Annotated in this window: 16 protein-coding genes; 9 read left to right on the top strand and 7 right to left on the bottom strand. The window is 43.4% G+C overall.

Annotated elements, in window-relative coordinates:
* Nucleotides 1-19: 19 nt before the first annotated feature.
* Both ACO067_RS24205 and ACO067_RS24210 read right to left on the bottom strand, forming a co-directional pair.
* Nucleotides 20-196: a PID-CTERM protein-sorting domain-containing protein gene (locus tag ACO067_RS24205; protein ID WP_421879629.1), complete on the bottom strand. Its 177-nt coding sequence runs from the start codon at nucleotides 194-196 to the stop codon at nucleotides 20-22.
* A gap of 71 nt (nucleotides 197-267) precedes the next feature.
* Nucleotides 268-5,937: an Ig-like domain-containing protein gene (locus tag ACO067_RS24210; protein ID WP_421879632.1), complete on the bottom strand. Its 5,670-nt coding sequence runs from the start codon at nucleotides 5,935-5,937 to the stop codon at nucleotides 268-270.
* A gap of 174 nt (nucleotides 5,938-6,111) precedes the next feature.
* Here ACO067_RS24210 and ACO067_RS24215 point away from each other — a divergent pair, with 174 nt between their 5' ends.
* Nucleotides 6,112-7,503 (top strand): sodium-dependent transporter, encoded by a 1,392-nt coding sequence (locus ACO067_RS24215; RefSeq protein WP_421879635.1) that lies wholly within the window; start codon nucleotides 6,112-6,114, stop codon nucleotides 7,501-7,503.
* A gap of 1 nt (nucleotide 7,504) precedes the next feature.
* On the opposite strand, the gene ACO067_RS24220 is transcribed toward ACO067_RS24215, so the two are convergent.
* Nucleotides 7,505-8,251, bottom strand: coding sequence for a hypothetical protein (locus ACO067_RS24220; protein ID WP_421879638.1), 747 nt, complete (start codon nucleotides 8,249-8,251; stop codon nucleotides 7,505-7,507).
* A gap of 208 nt (nucleotides 8,252-8,459) precedes the next feature.
* Here ACO067_RS24220 and ACO067_RS24225 point away from each other — a divergent pair, with 208 nt between their 5' ends.
* The 4 genes from ACO067_RS24225 to ACO067_RS24240 all read left to right on the top strand — a co-directional run bounded on the left by ACO067_RS24225 (nucleotide 8,460) and on the right by ACO067_RS24240 (nucleotide 11,646).
* On the top strand, nucleotides 8,460-9,353 hold the full coding sequence (locus ACO067_RS24225) for a hypothetical protein (RefSeq protein ID WP_421879641.1): 894 nt from the start codon (nucleotides 8,460-8,462) through the stop codon (nucleotides 9,351-9,353).
* 113 nt (nucleotides 9,354-9,466) lie between these two features.
* The gene (locus ACO067_RS24230) at nucleotides 9,467-9,664 is read left to right on the top strand and encodes a hypothetical protein (protein ID WP_421879644.1); all 198 of its coding nucleotides are present in this window, start codon (nucleotides 9,467-9,469) and stop codon (nucleotides 9,662-9,664) included.
* A gap of 6 nt (nucleotides 9,665-9,670) precedes the next feature.
* On the top strand, nucleotides 9,671-10,234 hold the full coding sequence (locus tag ACO067_RS24235) for a DUF4136 domain-containing protein (protein WP_421879646.1): 564 nt from the start codon (nucleotides 9,671-9,673) through the stop codon (nucleotides 10,232-10,234).
* The gene (locus ACO067_RS24240; protein WP_421879649.1) at nucleotides 10,231-11,646 is read left to right on the top strand and encodes a Na+/H+ antiporter NhaC family protein; all 1,416 of its coding nucleotides are present in this window, start codon (nucleotides 10,231-10,233) and stop codon (nucleotides 11,644-11,646) included. Before ACO067_RS24235 ends, ACO067_RS24240 begins: the two co-directional genes overlap by 4 nt.
* Here ACO067_RS24240 and lysA read toward each other — a convergent pair.
* The 4 genes from lysA to ACO067_RS24260 are packed head-to-tail and all read right to left on the bottom strand — an operon-like array spanning nucleotide 11,643 to nucleotide 15,106.
* Nucleotides 11,643-12,788 (bottom strand): diaminopimelate decarboxylase, encoded by a 1,146-nt coding sequence (gene lysA / locus ACO067_RS24245; protein WP_421879652.1) that lies wholly within the window; start codon nucleotides 12,786-12,788, stop codon nucleotides 11,643-11,645. The genes ACO067_RS24240 and lysA overlap by 4 nt on opposite strands.
* Before the next feature lie 9 nt (nucleotides 12,789-12,797).
* Nucleotides 12,798-13,388 (bottom strand): tetratricopeptide repeat protein, encoded by a 591-nt coding sequence (locus ACO067_RS24250; RefSeq protein WP_421879655.1) that lies wholly within the window; start codon nucleotides 13,386-13,388, stop codon nucleotides 12,798-12,800.
* 32 nt (nucleotides 13,389-13,420) lie between these two features.
* Nucleotides 13,421-14,230 (bottom strand): DUF3108 domain-containing protein, encoded by an 810-nt coding sequence (locus ACO067_RS24255; RefSeq protein ID WP_421879658.1) that lies wholly within the window; start codon nucleotides 14,228-14,230, stop codon nucleotides 13,421-13,423.
* A 57-nt stretch (nucleotides 14,231-14,287) separates the two neighbouring features.
* A complete protein-coding gene (locus ACO067_RS24260; RefSeq protein WP_421879660.1) occupies nucleotides 14,288-15,106 on the bottom strand; it encodes a 2,3,4,5-tetrahydropyridine-2,6-dicarboxylate N-succinyltransferase in 819 nt (272 codons plus the stop codon).
* Nucleotides 15,107-15,402: 296 nt separating this feature from the next.
* Between ACO067_RS24260 and ACO067_RS24265 the strand changes: the two genes are divergently transcribed.
* The 4 genes from ACO067_RS24265 to ACO067_RS24280 are packed head-to-tail and all read left to right on the top strand — an operon-like array spanning nucleotide 15,403 to nucleotide 19,287.
* Complete coding sequence (locus tag ACO067_RS24265) at nucleotides 15,403-16,068, top strand: metal-dependent transcriptional regulator (protein ID WP_421879663.1); 666 nt, start codon at nucleotides 15,403-15,405, stop codon at nucleotides 16,066-16,068.
* A gap of 5 nt (nucleotides 16,069-16,073) precedes the next feature.
* Nucleotides 16,074-17,087, top strand: a complete 1,014-nt coding sequence (locus tag ACO067_RS24270) for a DtxR family transcriptional regulator (RefSeq protein WP_421879667.1) — start codon at nucleotides 16,074-16,076, stop codon at nucleotides 17,085-17,087.
* Nucleotides 17,088-17,090: 3 nt separating this feature from the next.
* On the top strand, nucleotides 17,091-17,861 hold the full coding sequence (locus ACO067_RS24275; protein WP_421879670.1) for a FeoB small GTPase domain-containing protein: 771 nt from the start codon (nucleotides 17,091-17,093) through the stop codon (nucleotides 17,859-17,861).
* Nucleotides 17,854-19,287 carry a nucleoside recognition domain-containing protein gene (locus ACO067_RS24280; protein ID WP_421879674.1) on the top strand — a complete coding sequence of 478 codons (1,434 nt, stop codon included), beginning with the start codon at nucleotides 17,854-17,856 and terminating at the stop codon, nucleotides 19,285-19,287. Before ACO067_RS24275 ends, ACO067_RS24280 begins: the two co-directional genes overlap by 8 nt.
* The last annotated feature ends 22 nt before the right edge of the window (nucleotides 19,288-19,309 follow it).

Genomic DNA, 19,309 nt, shown 5'->3' on the forward strand with positions numbered 1-19,309 from the left:
ATTTTCTGCTTCTGCCCCGTCAAGGTTTCTTGTGATTATAAATTTTCTTGGCACCATATGCGCCGCCTGCAAGTAGCAGAAGGCTAAGCCCTCCGTCAATTGGAGTAGCTGGTGGAGCTCCCGGTTGAGCCAACGCTGGTAAAACAAGTATTAGAGCTGATGCGGCTAATATGCATTTATATAGGATATCTTTCATTTCGTGTAAATTTTATTATTACTGTTTGGTAATCACCGATTTCAGTTCAAACGAACTCAAAATCATTCATACTAATTCAAAAGGAATTTGTGTGAATGCACACCATCTGTGACGATATATACACCCGATGGAAAATAGCCCAGATCAATCTGCCTGCTCCCAATAACATCCACTTCAGTCTTTAACTGGCCTGAGGTGTTGTAGATTCGATAGGTTTTCTTACCCTTCTCCTTCTGGTGATTGATGTATAACACTCGATCAGCTGCGTAGATGTGCGTTTTCCCAGCTATTTCATTTAAAACCGAAGCACTCGTTATCAGCATAAACCTGTCTGTGATTTGCCCTGAAGTAGCATTAAAAGAATAGGTTTGCTGACTCAGGTCAATAATTTCTCCATTGTGCTTATCATGCAGCAGCAACACACCATCATATTCGGTATTATCAGACGCTATCCTATACACTCCTGATTCCTGCAGGTTCAGCCCAAGGGATAATCGCTCCACGCTTCTATTGATAGTCTGAATGGCCAGTTCCTGATCGTTTTTTAAAGTGTATATAGCATCTGGCGCATGGCCATCAAACATGGGAGCATCATACATAGGGTTGATCGTATGGACATTGAGTTCCTCATTCCAAGCGACCATTGTTTGTTTAAACAAACCAGTATCGTCGGTTAAGTTGATTTTAACTCGGCGCGGAGAAGTCTGTCTGAAATAGTGATCATCACCATTATTTCCAACTACGCGTTGATCAGGATCGAAGGTTATAGCAGTTGGCTCGCCATCCCTTAACTGAACGAAAAATCCCTGAGCAGAACCGATGTGGTTGTTGTACCTAGTCAGACCACCGGCTGCACTATTGGAAGTGCTCCCTGCTGCATTAATTACAATATAATCACTGTTAGAGCCTCTTTCCTGATCTGAACCATTGTCATCCCACATATAAATAGCACCAGTGGTATTGGGGTTATCCTCCAAAAATGTCACCGCATCAATGGCTGCAGGATATGGGTTGGCAACCATGTTCCACCCTTCGTATCCATCATCCGTATCCTGAGTATAGGAGCCACTGTAGGTAACTATATCCGCATTTGGTTTACCAACGAAACTGATCTCCTGCTGACTCGCCTGAGTATATCCTTTACCCGGAATCAATACATCTGAGGCGGCACCCTCCCATCTGAGCAGTCCATCTGCACCAAATGCTGTGGATTCGTTGTACTGATACACATGATTTCCCAGGATGGATCCGATATTTCGCGAATCCTGTTCCATAGGTGTGCCTACAAATGAATAACGTCCATCAGCGTATCGGGTATTTCTTTTGACAGTCACATCACCGGTTATGTTAGCTCCAGCCATTGTTATCAAAGAAGAACCTGAAGCAATCTCCATCGACCCAATCACATGTAGATCACCGTTAATAATCAGCGTGCTCTCTCCATCTACAACTAACTCGGCTCCACTGGCTACTGAAAGATCATTTACATTGAGATTGCCCATACCCATCATATCCAATGAGTTATTGATCATCACATTGTCAGCTGGTCCTGGGCCTGTTCCATTGCTCCATTCAGAACCATTCCAAGTAATCATCTGAGTGATCGCCTCGTCTCTATATTTCATAACTTCCATCACATAATTGTAGCCGCCCTTGTCTGTCTCCATCAGCACATAGATCATGCTACCATCCAAGATGAGCTTTCGGCTATTGGCACCAACCTCATAGGTACCTGCATAGGTATCGATATTGCTAATCCAGGAGCCATCAGCTACGGCAAATTTGTCAACTGAATAGACGTTATAGGCGCCATCATTGTAATCGGAAAGAACAACCAACTCACCAATGTCATTGATGGCAGCTCCTTTTATACTATTGTAGGCATTGATACTACCAATATCGAACTGCTCCATATACTGTTCTTCTCCAGAAGCATTGTATGCACTGATGGTCACGTCATTATCTCCAGAGGCATTATTTAAGTAATTAATCAAATAATAGTCAGTGCCGGTGACCACTAACCTACCAGCCGCCGCAAATCCGGCATTAGGAGGAGTAATAGTTGTTTCCCATGTTCGGGAGCCATCTGTCTGAGAGAGTTTGGCTAAATACAAACTGGAGTAATCTGTACCAAAAACAATCAAATCGCCATTACCATCCACAGCGATGGATTGTACGGTAGCACCTGCCAATGATGGTTCATAATTAACCGTCCACGACTCTGATAAATCAAACCCGTGCTTGCCGATTATGAGTTCCTGAGGAGTGACTCCAGTATCTGTGAGACCGTAGTAGACCTGTGCGCTCGCTTCATCCACCGCAATCATTCGCATACCAGCGGCACTATAAGTTGGGGATGATAACGTGATTGACAAATCTGACTTGTCCACTCTCGCTAACGGACGATACACCCCTGAACCGTCTTTTGCCCAAGACATAAATAGGTAGTCATCTGTTTGCATTGCTTGCGCGGTGGCGTTGCTGCTAAACTTAGCGCTATCCACAAATAATCCATTGAGATCATACTTAATGATGGTTCCTTCGCTTTGTAAGCTTTCATTGGTTATGGCTCCAAGAGTGTACACATTATTGGCATCCGGCAACACTCTAAAGGCTTCATCGGTACTACTCCCACCTTCTATTCTCGACCATGCCTTCAACTTGTCAGCATTGAACTTCACTGTGGTGAAATCCGTGCTGGTAACTGATCTGGTATTTCCAGAAATGTAGATATTACCTGCCGCGTCCAGTTCGAAATCATAGGCACTTTCACCTCCCAGGGTATCGTATACATAACTGGATGGTGCAAAAGGATCAAAAAGTAGCTTCAAGGTATCTGAGGCATCACTCAACTGACCAAGCATGTCTTCAGCAGCGCCAGCACGAAGCATTATTTTTATAGAGTCCTGAATTCCAACAGAAATAACTGCTTTGATTTCATCATCACTAACCTGTTCAGTGGTCACCACCGAGGCATTAGTGAGAAATACAGAGTCCACCGAAAAGTTTTGAACGGCTTCATTAAATAGAAAGTAGACACTAAATGTGTTGAGATTGGTAGTTCCTGACTCTGTGCTACTAATACTTACAGTGGGTCCTTCGGTATCATAGACGATCTCAAAATCATTACCTGAAGGGTATTCCAGTGGATTACCGACTAAGTCGGACACACTTCCCTGTAAATTGACCTTTACAGTATCTGAGAGTTCAGGAGTGACCTCCACCGTGTAGGTCAGGCCTACCTGAGAAAATCCGGTCACTGTACCATTCTCGACTAATAAATCACTGGACGTAAATCCAACCACTTCCTCACTAAATGTGTATTCGAAAGAAAGAATTGGGGTATTAGTAGGGCTCACAACGGACGTGGAGGCGATGTAAGTAGGCCTTACAAATTCAAAAGCTTCATCATATATCAGCACAGGCATTGGGGTAGCACCAGGATTCTCACCTGAATTGGCCACCCAGTCATGGGTAGCAGCTACTACAGAGTCCTTGTTGCTTCGGTAATAGTATTTGGAATCATTGGACAGAATCCAATAACCATCGCCATCATTAGGCCACCACTGCAAACCATTTCCAAAGGTGCCATTTGCGCCAAGAATAGCAAAAAGAGGCCTTTCTGACTCATAACCAACCATCTGATACAGTCCATTGACATCTGTAGTACCTGCATTAGTCACTTGCAGCAATGGACCTGACTCGAACGTCCAGATGTCATCAGCAGTGATTCCTGCGAAGGCATTACCCTTCGTATCAGCTACTATCCCAGCATCAGCTAGCACGTAATAAGCTTCGGTACTCCCAAAGAAAGTAGTTGGATCTATGGTTAACTGATTGCCATCCACACTGACCTGACCACTTGTCACATCAATAGATTCGATCAACGTGCCTCCAGATTTATAAATGCTCACATTTCCTGTAGCAACCACTATGTCTTCATCAAAGGTGATTACAAGATCTTCATCTGCAGCAACAAATGTGGCCTGGTCCATTGGAGAAAACCCATCAATACCAGGAGGAGTTACATCTGGCGCAACATATTCAGATACGGCTCCACGCAATGTTGGTACTGGAGCTGGTCCAGCTACTGTTGGAAGGGTTAATTCGGAAACACCCTCACTTTCCCATCCGATATCAGGAGGTGATGAAGTGTCGCTATAGTTCACATAGGATACTCGATAACCACTTACATCATACTTAAGTAGTATCCAGCGTGCAGGGCTCACCTCATCACTCCAGTACACATGTATTCCATAAGAAGTGTTCTTTGAAGAATAACTCAATTTTCCGTTAGTAAACCCTCCATTTTCTGACATGACCAGATTCATGCCTCGCAATCCTGCCCCTTCTACGGTGATATCACCATCATGAGCGGTAAACACAATACCATTCGTGGCATACCAATTACTTATTCCTGCCCAGTTATTTCCGGACAAATCCTGAACTACACCTGCTTCCGCAATGATGTGATACTCCTGATCATCAGCGAAATCGCTCGATGGATCAATAAAGAGTGACTGACCGGAAATAGAAACTGCTTCCGATGTAGCTACATCGATGGTTTCAAAAGTAGTAGTCCCTTTATCTAGTCTAATATAGATGTTGCCTGCACCCAGTTGAATATCCTGATTGAATTTAAGCTCCATGACCCCATCTAATGGAAAGTCTTCATAATCATCAATGGGGTACGACAGACGCATTTCCAGATCCAGATTGTCCACCACCCCAGTTAGTGTTGGGCCGGGTCCTATAGCTCCATAGCCATTTACATAAGGAGTTGGCTCATAACCAATATCAGAAGGAAGTCCATTATTACCAGTTATGGGTGCTGCTGACTGATAGGCACCTTCTGACACATCAGCAGTATTATCAAAGACCCAAGCATTTTTACTGGTGACAAAACGCAATCGATAGTCACCATTTTGAAATGCTGGTTTGTTAGCACTCACTCCATAAGCATGGTAGGTACCGTTGAAGCCTGAATTTCCTGCTCCAGCCGCAACCACTGTCATCTCATCAGCAGAAAAGGTCCATTCCGTATCGCTGGTTATACCCACAGAATTGTCAAATAAATCAAGGAAGGCTCCATCATCAATGAGTATGTAATGATCATCCATGGAACTTAATGCTGCTACATTAAATGATGCGGTACTTCCTTCAATGGTCACACCATAATCAACACTTATGGTTTGAAGCAGGGTACCATCTGCTTTATGCAAGTAGATATTACCACTCCCTTTCTTCATCAATTCGCTGAATACTATAGAGAAGGTTTGATCGTAAGACACATCCACATCACCAGACATGGGACTGGTATTAACTATGGTCGGTGCGGTTTCGTCAACCACCGCAGTAACTCCTCCTGAGAAGGTAGGAATACTGATATTGGTATTGGAAGTACCCAAAGGACCTCCTTGCCCCCATCCAAGATCAGGAGGTGTGGAGGTATCTTGAAGCGCACTGAAATATGAGGTAATCCCTCCAAAAATATCCACATACAATACCCACATAGATGAAGATGAATCCCATCTGATGTAATATTTGTAAACACTAAAAGTCGGACCAGTGTAAAACGGCTTGCCATCTACAGTACTCGTAGCGGTATAGGTACCTCCACCATTAATAGTGGACCCTGAAACAATGACATCATCTTGAGCCGATACAACTGAGCTGAGAAGCATCAGCATTACAAAGACCAAAAAGAATTTTGACGGTTTGAAAAGCATTTTTTCTTTCAAAATTCTGATTTTGATTCTCGGTATTCCATACCGTGTTTTACGTAAACTTCTACGTATTACTCGGTATATTCTCAAAACCAATTGAATGTTGGGCACTAAAAATATTCATTCCTAATACCCATTAGTTGCTTTGACTGGTTTTGCTATATTTGGCCTTTTAACAAATAAAACAACATGGCTGGTAGAGGTTCATTCTCCAATAAATTAGGGTTCATTTTAGCAGCTGCGGGTTCCGCAGTAGGTCTTGGTAATATCTGGAGCTTCCCATTCGAGGTAGGTGCCGGAGGTGGAGCTGCTTTTTTAGTCATGTACCTAATCTTTTGTTTTATTCTGTGCTTTCCGGTCATGGTGACGGAGATTGCCATCGGACGAAAGACACAGCTGAACCCTGCTGGTGCATATGAAGCGCTGGGCTTTAAGAAATGGAGAATTCTTGGTCTTTTAGGGATCCTGAGTGGAGTGGTCATTCTCTCGTTTTACAATGTAGTAGCCGGATGGGCTTTTGGTTATTTCATTGAATTACTCACCGGACACTTTGAGATCGGACAGCAATTCAGCACGTTCATTAAAGATGTGTTCAAGGTGGGCACTTTTGCCGTGGTGTTTATGTTAGCAACTGCCTTTATTGTATCTAAAGGGGTATCTGGAGGAATCGAAAAAGCATCTAAGATTTTGATGCCAACCTTGATCATCATGATCCTTGGGCTGGTTATTTACTCGCTGACTCTTGAAAATGCATTTGTAGGTTTGAGTTTTTACCTCGTACCGGACTTCTCAAAATTATCATTGAGTGTCATGGGCAATGCTATGGGACAGGCATTCTTCTCCTTGTCACTCGGAATGGGTGCGTTGATCACCTATGGTAGTTATGTTGGTAAAAGTGATAATATCGTATCGAGTGCAGCTTTCATCACATTGGCAGATGTAGGAATTGCCTTCATAGCCGGATTGATGATGTTCCCAATGGTGGCTTATCTGACTAACGGTACGATGGAAGGTGCTGGTCAGGGAGCTGGTCTTATTTTCACTGTACTTCCTGGTGCATTTGAGAGCCTTGGACCAACACTTGGTGTTATCATCGGCTCACTTTTCTTCCTCTTGTTGTCCTTTGCGGCACTCACCTCTACTGTTTCTTTATTAGAGGTGCCTGTTGCTTATGTAGTGGATGAGCACGGCGTGAGACGTAAGCGAGCCGTTTGGATCATCGCAGGAGTCATTTTTTTACTAGGCATTCCTTCCCTACTCTCCAATGGCTATTCTGGGTTCTTTAGCAGCTTCATCACGTACATTGGTGCAGAAAACCCTACTTCCTTCATGGATTTTGCGCAAAATGTAGCCAATGACACCTTCCTTCCACTGGGTGGCTGTTTGATTTCGATCTTTGCTGCCTATGCATGGAAAACGAAAAACCTCAATGAGGAAATAGCCAAAGGCTATCCAGGGTACATGGGATCTTTTGTTCAGAAATATCTGAACTTTGCCGTAACCATTCTATGTCCGATCGTATTAGGTACCATGTTTTTGTTGACATTCCTCCAGACATTCTTTGGAGTTTCACTTTTCTAGATCACTCTTTGGTAAATACACCAGGATCTTTGTTGTCGAAGTAGATAATGTAGTCACCACGTCGTAACTGGCGGATGTCTATGGTATTACCTGCACCGGACATAACCATTTCATTGCCTGCGTCATAGATTTCGTAGCTTGCATACCTAGACAAGGTTAAGCTGGTCTTAGAGGACTTTGGTGTGAAAGTAACGGGCTCCTCATAATAGTGAAAATCGATTTCCCGCGAGTACAAATAGTCTCCGCTGGCAAAAGTGTACTTCAGGCGCAATTTGTTGGGTCCTTCCTGCAATTTAGGGAAGTGCACATAAGTAGCACCACCAAACTGTCCTTTGGTAGGGATAGTATCTCTGGTTTGCCAGATTCCAAAATCATAATACTCCAGGGTGTACAGCCCATTGGCCTGATCACCTACACTGGACCATACCAGCACCGAGTCATTCATAGAGATCTCTTTGAATGCAAAAGAGTAGTGATAGGCTATGGCATCTGGATTGATAATCACTGGTTTACAACTATCACCATGAATGATATGAATGGCAACAGGTGCATTCACCTCCACTCCTTTAAAGTCAATTTTGATGGCACTGAAATTATAATTCAGCTGAAGCTTACGATTATTAACCCTAACTTCTGTTATACAGAATTGGGCGGTTTCAGCATCATAAGGATTCTGTATAAACAGTGTCTTACCACGATTGACTCCTGTAAACCGGGTCTCTCCCGTCTGCAACTGACTGAAGGCCATCGTAACGGCGAGAACTGACCATATAACAACACTATTTGACAAACTACGGGCGGAAATGATTTAATGGAGGAAGTTAACTAAAATTCATATCCCAAGTCAAAGTATGTTGAATAATTAGCTCTGGACACCTCGTGTTAAATAGTCTGTTTTACTTTGATTTGATGCCATTTTATTCTAACTTTTATACATAACCCAAAATATTAAAGAGATGAAATCCCCAATACCCCTTAGAATATCTCTTGCACTATTTGCTGTAGTATTAGCAACTGCTCCCAAGAGTCAACCCAATTCAAACAGTGCACCTTCGTTGGAGGGTACCTGGAAACTCACCAAATACATACCACATGACCAGGCAAGTACCGAATGGACATCATATGGTGAAGAAATTGTCTATCAAAAACACCTGACGGATGATCACTTTACCTGGTTTAAATACGACAAGAAGAACAACAAGCTGCTCGGCATGGGTGGTGGCAGTTATAAGATTGAAAATGGAAAGTACGTCGAGGACATTAAGTTCTTCTACCCTCCGGGAAGCAGCGAAAGAGGTCAGGCGATTCCATTTGATTTTGAGCTACCAAATAATGAGTGGTATCATACGGGGTATGCCAAAGTGATGGAGGTAGATTCAGAAACAGGCAACGTGGTGGTCGTAGATTCAAACAAAATAGAGGAAAAATGGGTAAGGACTGATATCAAATCCAATAGTTCCAATCAGCTCATGGGCACCTGGGACCTGGTATCTTACCGTGAGGAATCCGACGGCAACTACATTGAATACCCAGAATACGTGGGCTATATCAAATTGATCACACCAACTCATTTTACCTGGGTGTACTTCAATAAAAATGATGATGAAATATACGCTGCGGGATCCGGCAGCTACTCCTATGAGGACAATCAATACTCGGAAACGATCGATATGATCTATCCAGAAAACGCTGGACAGCTTGGAGAAACCATACAGTTCAAAGCGCAAATAGAGAATAACCGATGGAAGCATCTTGGAAAAATGCCATTAATTGAAGTCGATGAAGATACAGGCAACAAAACGAAATCACTGGCGTTAATAGATGAGATTTGGAAGGCCCATAAGGAGTAGTTAAAATTTCTTTATATTATTATTTCTACGGGGTTACTTTTATTCGTATAATTGTATTTATGGTAGAATTTGTAAGACAATTCGTCCTATAACACATTTTTGACTAGACTGACATGCAATTTATTTGGTACAACCCGGACTTGAATGCTTATCAAAAAGGTACTATGAATGAGTACGATGAGCTTGTTAAGTCAAGTTCCAACGGTGACCGATTTGATATTTTATATGAATTTCCAGAAGAGTCTGACAAGTTGATTGACAAAATTTTGAATTCTCTGAATACAGTTAGAGAGTTTGGAATGGCCGGTTAATCAGCTATGAATAAACGACTTACACAGGTTAGCTATCTCCTTTTGGTTAGCTGGTTTATCGGATGCACACCCAAAGTCATCCATTTCACCGACTTAAACGCTACTTTCAGTAACTACGAAACATTTGGAATAACTAACTATAAAAATACTAAAGACCTCTCTGCCGAAGGCAAGGAGGTTTTTTTATTTATAGAGAACCAAATTACTGAGCAACTGCGCCGTAGAGATTATAGCCAAAACACCGATGAACCAGACATAGTAGTACGGTACGAGTTTATAGCCAACCAGCGCACTGACGTATCTACCAATTATAATCCGTACGGTTTCTACTCTCCTTTTCCCAACAGACGCAGCTATTCTGTTCGCACCATTCTCGAGTCTGCGCTTTTAGTAGAGCTATTTGACAGCCAGACCAAAAAATTAGTCTGGCAAGGCAGTTTGGACTTAAATAAAGCCAACAAGAAAAATAGCCAGGAAGAAATACTTGGAGATGCTATCACTAAGATTTTCAATACTTACCTTTATCGGGCTAAATCAAATACACCCGATCAATCCCTTGTAGTCGAATGACAGACTTTGGTTTCTTATCCATCCTCCCTCCACTCATTGCTATTTTACTTGCCATCCGTACTAAACAGGTTATTGTTTCGCTCTTTCTAGGACTTATTCTAGGATATGTCATCATCTCAGGTGGAAACCTCTTTGCAGGTATACTGCTAACACTGGAAAAAACGATCGATGTTTTTGCCAGTCCTGGCAATACTCGTACGATACTCTTCACGCTTTTGATAGGTTCTTTAATCCAACTCATTCAGGTGTCCGGTGGAATCCATGGGTTTGTACAGAGCATTCAAAAGCGAATACTTGCAAGCAAGAATCCAAAGTCCAAACTACAAGTAGCTGCCGGGTTGACGGGGTTTTTCATTTTTATTGAATCCAACATCTCCATATTAACGGTCGGAACGGTCTTTCAATCCCTTTTTGACAAGTTTGGCATCTCTCGTCAAAAACTAGCCTACCTCGCAGATAGCAGCTCGGCTCCTTCCTGTATTCTGTTCCCTGTCAATGCATGGGGAGCGTACATCATTGGTTTGCTTGCCGTTTACGACAATGTTGCCCCATTCCAAACCCTGGTTTACAGCATTCCATTTAACTTCTACCCACTGCTCACCCTTGGTCTGGTCTTCTACCTGGCCACTACCAACAAGAGTTTTGGACCCATGAAGAAATTTGATCATCAAATTACTAAAGATCCGATCGCTGAAGATAACGCCACAATGGCACAGGGAAAAGCATCCAACATGTTGATTCCTTTAGGAGTAATGATCATCTCCATGCCTCTATTTCTCATCTATACGGGCTGGGACAGCTCAGTATCTGGAGGGCTATCCAATCAAATATGGCAGTCGATCGCCAATGCTTCGGGGTCTGCGGCAGTTTTCTATGCGGTGACTCTGGCTGTTGTTTTTTCAGGGGTCTTTTTTGGCCTACAGAAGAAAATGAATCTAAAAACGTTTGTGGATGAAAGCATCAATGGCATGAAAGACATGATCACCATGGCGATTTTGATGATGTTGGCATTTGCCATAGGTAACCTATGTAAGGAATTAGGTACTGGCAATTATGTGGCTTCTGTTACGCAAAGCTGGTTATCACCTGCACTGGCACCAGCTGTTATTTTCATTACCAGTTGCTTCATTGCATTCAGCACTGGTACATCCTGGGGTACTTTCGCTATCATGATTTCCATTGCAGTACCACTAGCTCAAGCCATCGACCTTAACCTTTACCTGGCAGTTGCGGCTGTACTGGGAGGTGGAGTGTTCGGCGATCACTGCTCGCCCATATCAGACACCACACTCATTGCCTCCATGGCATCTGGTTCAGATCACATTGATCATGTGCGCACGCAACTACCATATGCGCTAGTCACAGGTGGTTTAGCGATCCTCTGTTACCTCATCGTAGGTGTGATGCTCTAAGGCCGGGAGTAGTAGGGCTTAGCCAAAGATCTAAGGTTGTATTCGTTTTTCATGGTCTCTCCATATGCTCCACAAGATCTGATGGCTATGAGGTCGCCCCTTTTGGATTCTGGCAATTCAATCCCTTTATTGAAAACATCTGAAGACTCACACACTGGTCCTACCAGATCATACTTCAGCACCTTACTCGACTCACTGGATAGATTCTGCGCAAGATGCTCAGCATCATAAAGTGCTGGCCGCATCAGGTCTGTCATACCCGCATCCACAATTAGAAACTTCGTGGCACCACTTTCTTTTAGATACAGCACACGTGTAATGAGACTTCCACACTGACCAACAATGGACCGACCAAGCTCAAAATGCAGCTGCTGACCTGGAAGGAGTTTGAGGTTTTCTGAAAAGGTCTGAAAATACCCTTCAAAATCAGGTATGGCCTGTCCGTCTGGATCTTCGTAATTGATACCAAGTCCTCCTCCAACATTGAGATGAGGAAGCTCTATACCCTGCTCCACTAGCCCGGTTTGGATCTCATTGATACGTACAGACAGGTTTCTAAATCGGTTTAGATCCATAATCTGCGATCCTATGTGGTAGTGCACCCCTATAAAATGGATGTGCTCCAATGATTTGATCAGATCCGTAGATCGAAACAACTCTTCATCAGATATGCCAAACTTATTCTCCTTGGACCCTGTGGTAATCTTATGATGTGTGCCGGCGTCTATGGCAGGATTGATACGAATCGAAATATTAGGTTTCTTACCTTTTGAGGCCGCTATTTCATTGATGACCTTTAGCTCTTCTATCGACTCTACATTGAAGGAAAAAATATCATGATTGATAGCATAGGTTATTTCCTTGTCTGTTTTACCAACACCAGCCAGCACCACATCTGATGGATCGAATCCATGCTTCAGAGCATGAGCCACTTCATTGCCACTCACACAGTCGATACCTAATCCAGCCGCTTTAATCCGGGAGATAATCTCAGGATTATGATTAGCCTTCAGGGCATAGTGCACATGATAGCCCTGCTTGTTTGCAGCTTTCAGTGCAGCCAACGTGCGGTCCAACAAGGATAAATCGTACCAATAAAAAGGCGTCTCAATTCCGGAAAATTGCTGAAGAAGATCTTTCAAGGCTTTGACTTATTTACAATACTTGGACTGGATGTTTTTGGCATCCGGTACATCTAGATTCACCGCACGAGCAATATCCTCGCAAGCCGACTTGGTTTGCTTTTTACCTATCTTGAGTGCACCCCGATAAAGGTAAGCCTCACCATAGTCTCGATCGATGTTGATTGCCAAACTGTAAGACTCCAGAGCCTGATCAAGATAACCCAACTGATGTTTAGCTCGGGCAGCCAAAAAATGACCCTGGGCAGAGTTATCATTAATTTCCAATGCCTTGTCAGCAAATAGGACGGCCTTATTGTAAGATCCCTGCTTGTAGTTCACTTGAGATAGACTCAAGTATGCACTCACATTTTTCTCATCTATTTCTGTAATCTTAGTGAAATCCGCTTTTGCTTCTTTGAATTGACCCATCTCTTCAAATGCCCTACCTCGATTGTAGAGCGTTCTGATGTCAGTTGGATTGGTCTCCAGTTTTTCAGTAAAAGCCTCTACAGCTTTCTCGTATTCACCATTGTTATAAAAACGATCACCACTACTGGTGTTTTCACCGCCACAACCGCTCAATACCGATATACATACTATCAGTGCACAAAATCTCATATAATAGTCCTTTTAAGCCGCAAATATAGTCCTCACTGCTGATAATCAGGACCATACTTGACATTTCTATAAGAGGTAAGGTCACAATACGCCTTACCAAAAAACATCTCAGCTTCAATCCTAAGGGGCAGTTGATTGGAATCTGCTGATATGTAGGCGATCACGCCTTGCTCATTTGGGAAAATGTCGCTTGGAGGTATTAGGAAATAAAGCTTATAAGCTCTCAGGTCTCCTACTTTGCTTTCAAAGTCTTTCACTCCATCCATGACCATTTTGAAGTTATACAACTCATCTTCATAAAAGGTATTTACCGTGATGGTGTCTCCTTTTTTATATTGGCTAAAGTCAAGGTTTCTCAGATAAAGGTAAGAACTCATAAGATCATACACTTCACCTTGAATATCATATACTTTGGGCGGCTTTCGCTCGTCCTTGCGTGGATCATAACGCATAACCTTCACTTTACCCTCAGCATGATCGAAATGAGTATGCTCCACACGCATATACTTTCCTTCTTCAATATCCCGATAGGCATGGAGTGGCAACAAGTTGTCCCTACGGATATAAGCACCCCAGCGATCGTCTACGTGTGTAAAAACACCTAAAAGACCAGCAGTCTCTCCTTTGACATCTACTTTCAGGCAATTCTCATCCTGGTATTCATGATAGTTACCATCAATATCCAAAGAGGCCTTCCCCACAGTAAACCAACCGTAGCTAAGCTTAAACTCCAGGTGCTCCCCTTTACGAAAGTTGAATGCGTCGGTAGGGTCATCACCATTCGAATCCACAGGCTGGGTTAAGCCGGTCAGGAGTCTAATTAATAGAAAGATATTTAGCATAAACTTCAACTGTTGGCAAATCATTTTTGGGTAAACAACTTACGTGCCAACAACGTTCTAAACAGACACATTATTCTCTCTCAGTGCATCATTCAGTGAAGTCTTCTTATCGGTGCTTTCTTTTCGTTGACCGATAATCAATGCGCATGGAACCTGGAATTCACCAGCAGGAAATTTCTTCGGTATGGTACCTGGAATCACCACTGAGCGATCCGGCACATATCCTTTATACTCGACAGGTTCCGGTCCGGTTACATCTATAATTTTGGAGCTTGCAGTAAGCACCACATTAGCACCGAGAACTGCCTCCCGACCGATGCGCACACCTTCAACGACGATGCATCGAGAGCCTATAAATGCGTTGTCTTCTATGATCACCGGTGCGGCCTGAACTGGCTCCAGAACTCCACCTATTCCAACACCTCCACTGAGGTGAACATTCTTACCGATTTGTGCACAGCTACCAACGGTTGCCCAGGTGTCCACCATAGTGCCTTCATCTACATACGCACCAATGTTTACATAAGACGGCATGAGCACTGTTCCTGCACTGATGTAAGCGCCGTATCTAGCGATCGCGTGAGGCACTACTCGAACACCTAATTGATCATATCCAGACTTTAATTTGATCTTATCATGAAACTGAAATGGACCCACTTCAATGAGCTGCATTTTCATCAATGGGAAATAAAGGATTACAGCTTTTTTCATCCACTCATTAACCACCCAACCTGAACCATCGGCTGCAGGTTCTGCGATTCTTCGCTTGCCAATATCCAGATCATCTATCAACGTCTTGATGGCCACTGCCACTTCCTTTTCGTTGATCAGATTTCGATCTTTCCAAGCTGACTCGATTATTTCCTTTAAATCCATATATGCAAAATCTATTTCCGTATCTGTTATTCTTGGCAATATTAATCAGCATCGGCACATGCCAAAAGAATCTGCAAATTATTTTACCTCCAAAGACCTAAATTATAACCGCATCAGTCGACAGAACTTGATAGTGCAAATTGAATCTATCTACCATAAAGTGGATAATACCTGTTTCAATTTTAAGTAGAATATTTTTCACTTAAGTATCTGAACCATAATTCACTATCAATCGTTAAACAACTGCTATTAAAATTATTTTTAGATATATCTAAATTTATTTTTAAATTTGAATCATGCAATTGAGCCTGACAGAAGAGAATTATCTCAAAGCCATCTATCACTTATCAGAGACCAGCGAAAATGGAGTTTCTACCAACGCTATTGCGGATGAGTTATCCACCAAAGCTGCTTCTGTGAGTGACATGATTCGGAAACTTTCACGCAAAAAAGTGATCGACTATCAGAAATATAGAGGTGTACAAATCACCGATCTGGGAAGTAAAATCGCGCTACAGGTCATCCGCAAACATCGGTTGTGGGAAGTCTTTCTAGTGGAGAAGTTGGACTTTAATTGGGACGAGGTGCATGAGGTAGCAGAACAGCTAGAACACATCAAGTCCTCCACCCTGATTTCACGACTGGACAAGTTCCTGGGTTACCCAACTATGGACCCTCATGGAGACCCCATTCCCGATGAAAATGGTGAGATAAAAGAGAGTCCACAAATGGCTCTTTATGAGTTTGAAGAAAACAGAATGGGAATTGTGGTAAAGGTGCCAGATACGGACCCATCTCTACTCAGACACCTCGATAAAATAGGCATGAGATTAGGCTCGAAAATCAAAGTTTTGGAGAAGGTAGAATTCGACAACTCTGCACTCATCACAATTGATCAGGGAAAGGAAATTTACCTGTCAGGTGAGATTGCAAAGAACATCATGTTGGCGATAAAAGACTGAACAGAATGACAGATAATCCCTACATATTGTTGAGTGTTTTCTTTGTGGTAGTTGGCTTAAGCTACGCGGCCTGGAAATTTAAATGGAACAAGGTTTTTATCAGTGGAGAGATCCGCAGAAAGACTGCCATCGAAGATATCCTGAAGCAACTCTATCATGTGGAATACAGTGGACGAAAAGCAACACTCAATGCGATGGCTGGAGCTTTAAAGCTTTCGCACACTCGGCTAGTGGAGTTGATTCAGGAGATGGGGGAAATCAACTTACTTAGAACAAAAGGTGACACCCTGGAATTGACCCAGTCTGGACGTGACTATGCACTGCGAATTATTCGGGTACATCGCCTTTGGGAAAAATACCTATCGGAAAAGACAGGCATAGATCGTTCGGAATGGCACAGTCATGCCGAGAAAATGGAGCATACTCTCTCCAGAAAAGATGCAGATGAGCTCTATCGAGAATTGGGAAACCCGCGATTTGATCCTCACGGAGATCCCATTCCTATGGCTTCTGGAGAGATCATCGAAACCAATGCGGTGACGCTCTCAAGTATTCAAAGTGGCTCATTGGTTCGAATCATTCATATAGAGGACGAACCAGACACCATTTATCAGCAGATAATTGATCAGAAACTACACATGGGGCAACAGCTGCAAGTAATTGACTCAAATGACCAGCAGGTGACCTTCCGATCCGAAGGAACTTCCTATACCCTTTCTACCATTGTTGCCAGCAATATTGGTGTAAAGGAGCTTAGTAATGAAGAAGTATTTGAAGCGAATACCATTCGTCTTTCCTCGCTCAATGAAGGTGAAAAAGCGAAGGTCATAGGTATTTCCTCTGAATGCCGAGGAGCAGCTAGAAGACGACTGTTGGACTTGGGGTTTATTAAAGGAACCATCATAGAAACAGAAATGCAGGGTCCTTCGAGTGACCCCAAAGCATACAAAATAAGAAATACCTTGATTGCTCTGAGAAGTGATCAGGCTGATTTGATATTAATTGAAAAAGTGAAGTAAGCTATGGAACCAGTAATCAACGAAGCATGCGAAACCTGCGCGTTTTACAACGCCTCTCAGCTCAAAAAACTGGGAATCAATGTGGACAATGCGGACTTTGTGGTAGCCCTGGCCGGCAATCCCAATACTGGGAAAAGTACGGTTTTCAACGCACTAACTGGATTGCGACAGCATACTGGAAACTGGGCCGGAAAAACCGTAACTCGTGCTGAAGGTGGCTTCAAGTACAATGAAAAGCGGTTTAAACTCATTGACTTACCAGGTACTTATTCACTGCTTTCAACTTCTGAAGACGAAGAAGTAGCCAGAAATACTATTTTGTTTGGCAGACCAGATGTGACCGTGGTAGTAGCCGATGCCTCCCGACTGGAACGAAACCTCAACCTGGTACTGCAAGTGCTGGAAATAACAGAGAAAGCTGTTCTCTGCCTCAACCTAATGGATGAAGCCAAACGACACGGTATCAGCATCGACGACCGTACGCTAGCCAAAGACCTGGGAATCCCGGTAGTGGTGACCAGCGCTCGCTCAAACCAAGGCATACCTGAACTGATCCAAACCATCTACCAGGTAGCTGCTGGAGAAATTGCATGCAGGCCACATCGCATCAAAAGTCTGCCCCAAAAAGTGGAACAAGCAGTGAAAACACTGAGTAAGCAGCTTAAGGACAACTATCCAAACCTGCCCAACACGCGATGGATTGCCATGAGACTGCTCGATGGTGATCAACAAATTATGAATGCATTGAAAAGTGGAGAATTGATCAATGGATAAGCCAAATCAAAATAACCCGGTTGAAAAGCTACTAGAGCAAGCCTCTGCCCTACGCTGGCAGATTGGTAATGACTACCATGACAAGTTAACGGAGGGTATCTACTCTGATGCTGCCAGTATTACCCAGCGTGCGGAAATTAGGAAGGACAACCATCGTTCAGATCACTTCGACCGGATGCTCGATAGAATACTGACCAGTAGGAAATTCGGATTTCCCATCATGGCTCTGATTTTATCAGTTATCCTATGGTTGACAATACAGGGAGCAAACTATCCTTCAGGAATGCTGGATTCGCTGCTATTGGGTATTATTTACCCATTCCTCAAAAACATTTCCAGTCAAATAGGACTAGCTTGGTGGATTGATGGTTTGCTCATCGACGGTATTTACATGGCTGTGGCCTGGGTGGTAGCAGTGATGCTTCCGCCAATGGCCATCTTTTTTCCATTGTTTACCTTATTGGAAGACTTTGGATACCTACCGAGGGTGGCGTTTAACCTGGACGGTCTATTTAAGCGTACAGGAGCGCATGGAAAGCAAGCACTAACGATGAGTATGGGTTGGGGATGCAACGCTGCTGGCGTGGTGGCCACTCGGATCATTGACAGTCCTCGAGAGCGACTGATCGCCATCATTACGAATAACTTTTCATTGTGTAACGGTCGGTGGCCCACCCAAATACTAATAGCTACCATCTTCATCGGCGCGTTGGTGCCTGCTGGCTGGTCAGGGTTGGTCTCAACTGCCGCGGTAATAGGTATTGCATTTCTGGGAGTGTTCTTCACCTTTTTCACCAGCTGGTTGCTCTCTCGAACCATGCTCAAAGGCGAGGTGTCTACTTTCACATTGGAGCTTCCTCCCTATCGACCACCACGATTTTGGAAGACTTTATACACTTCACTGATTGATCGGACGATCATTGTCCTCTGGCGAGCGGTTGTCTTTGCTGCTCCTGCCGGTGCTGTGATCTGGTTGATCTCAAATATTGACATCTCAGGACAGTCACTAGCCTATTATGCCATTAACTTTTTTGATGACTTTGGCTTCATCATTGGACTAAATGGGGTGATTATACTCGCCTATATCGTAGCAATACCTGCCAATGAGATTGTCATCCCAACTATTCTGATGCTTACGGTGGCCCACTTTGGCATGGATGCTTTTAGCGCCGGAGACGGTGTGATGTTCGAGTTGGACTCTGATTCTCAAACGGGTGATATTTTGCGCACAGGTGGCTGGACGTTACTTACGGGCATCAATCTAATGCTTTTCAGCCTCCTACATAATCCATGTAGCACGACAATCTTTACCATCTACAAAGAGACCAAAAGCTGGAAATGGACAACCGTTGCCACCATTATGCCCATCATCTTTGGCATTGTGGTTTGCTTTTTAGTGGCACAGTTTTACCGGATTTTGTTTTGAGAAAAAAGGCTGTCAAATGATC

It is taken from the genome of Marinoscillum sp., assembly GCF_965229915.1.
Classification (GTDB): Bacteria; Bacteroidota; Bacteroidia; order Cytophagales; family Cyclobacteriaceae; genus Marinoscillum.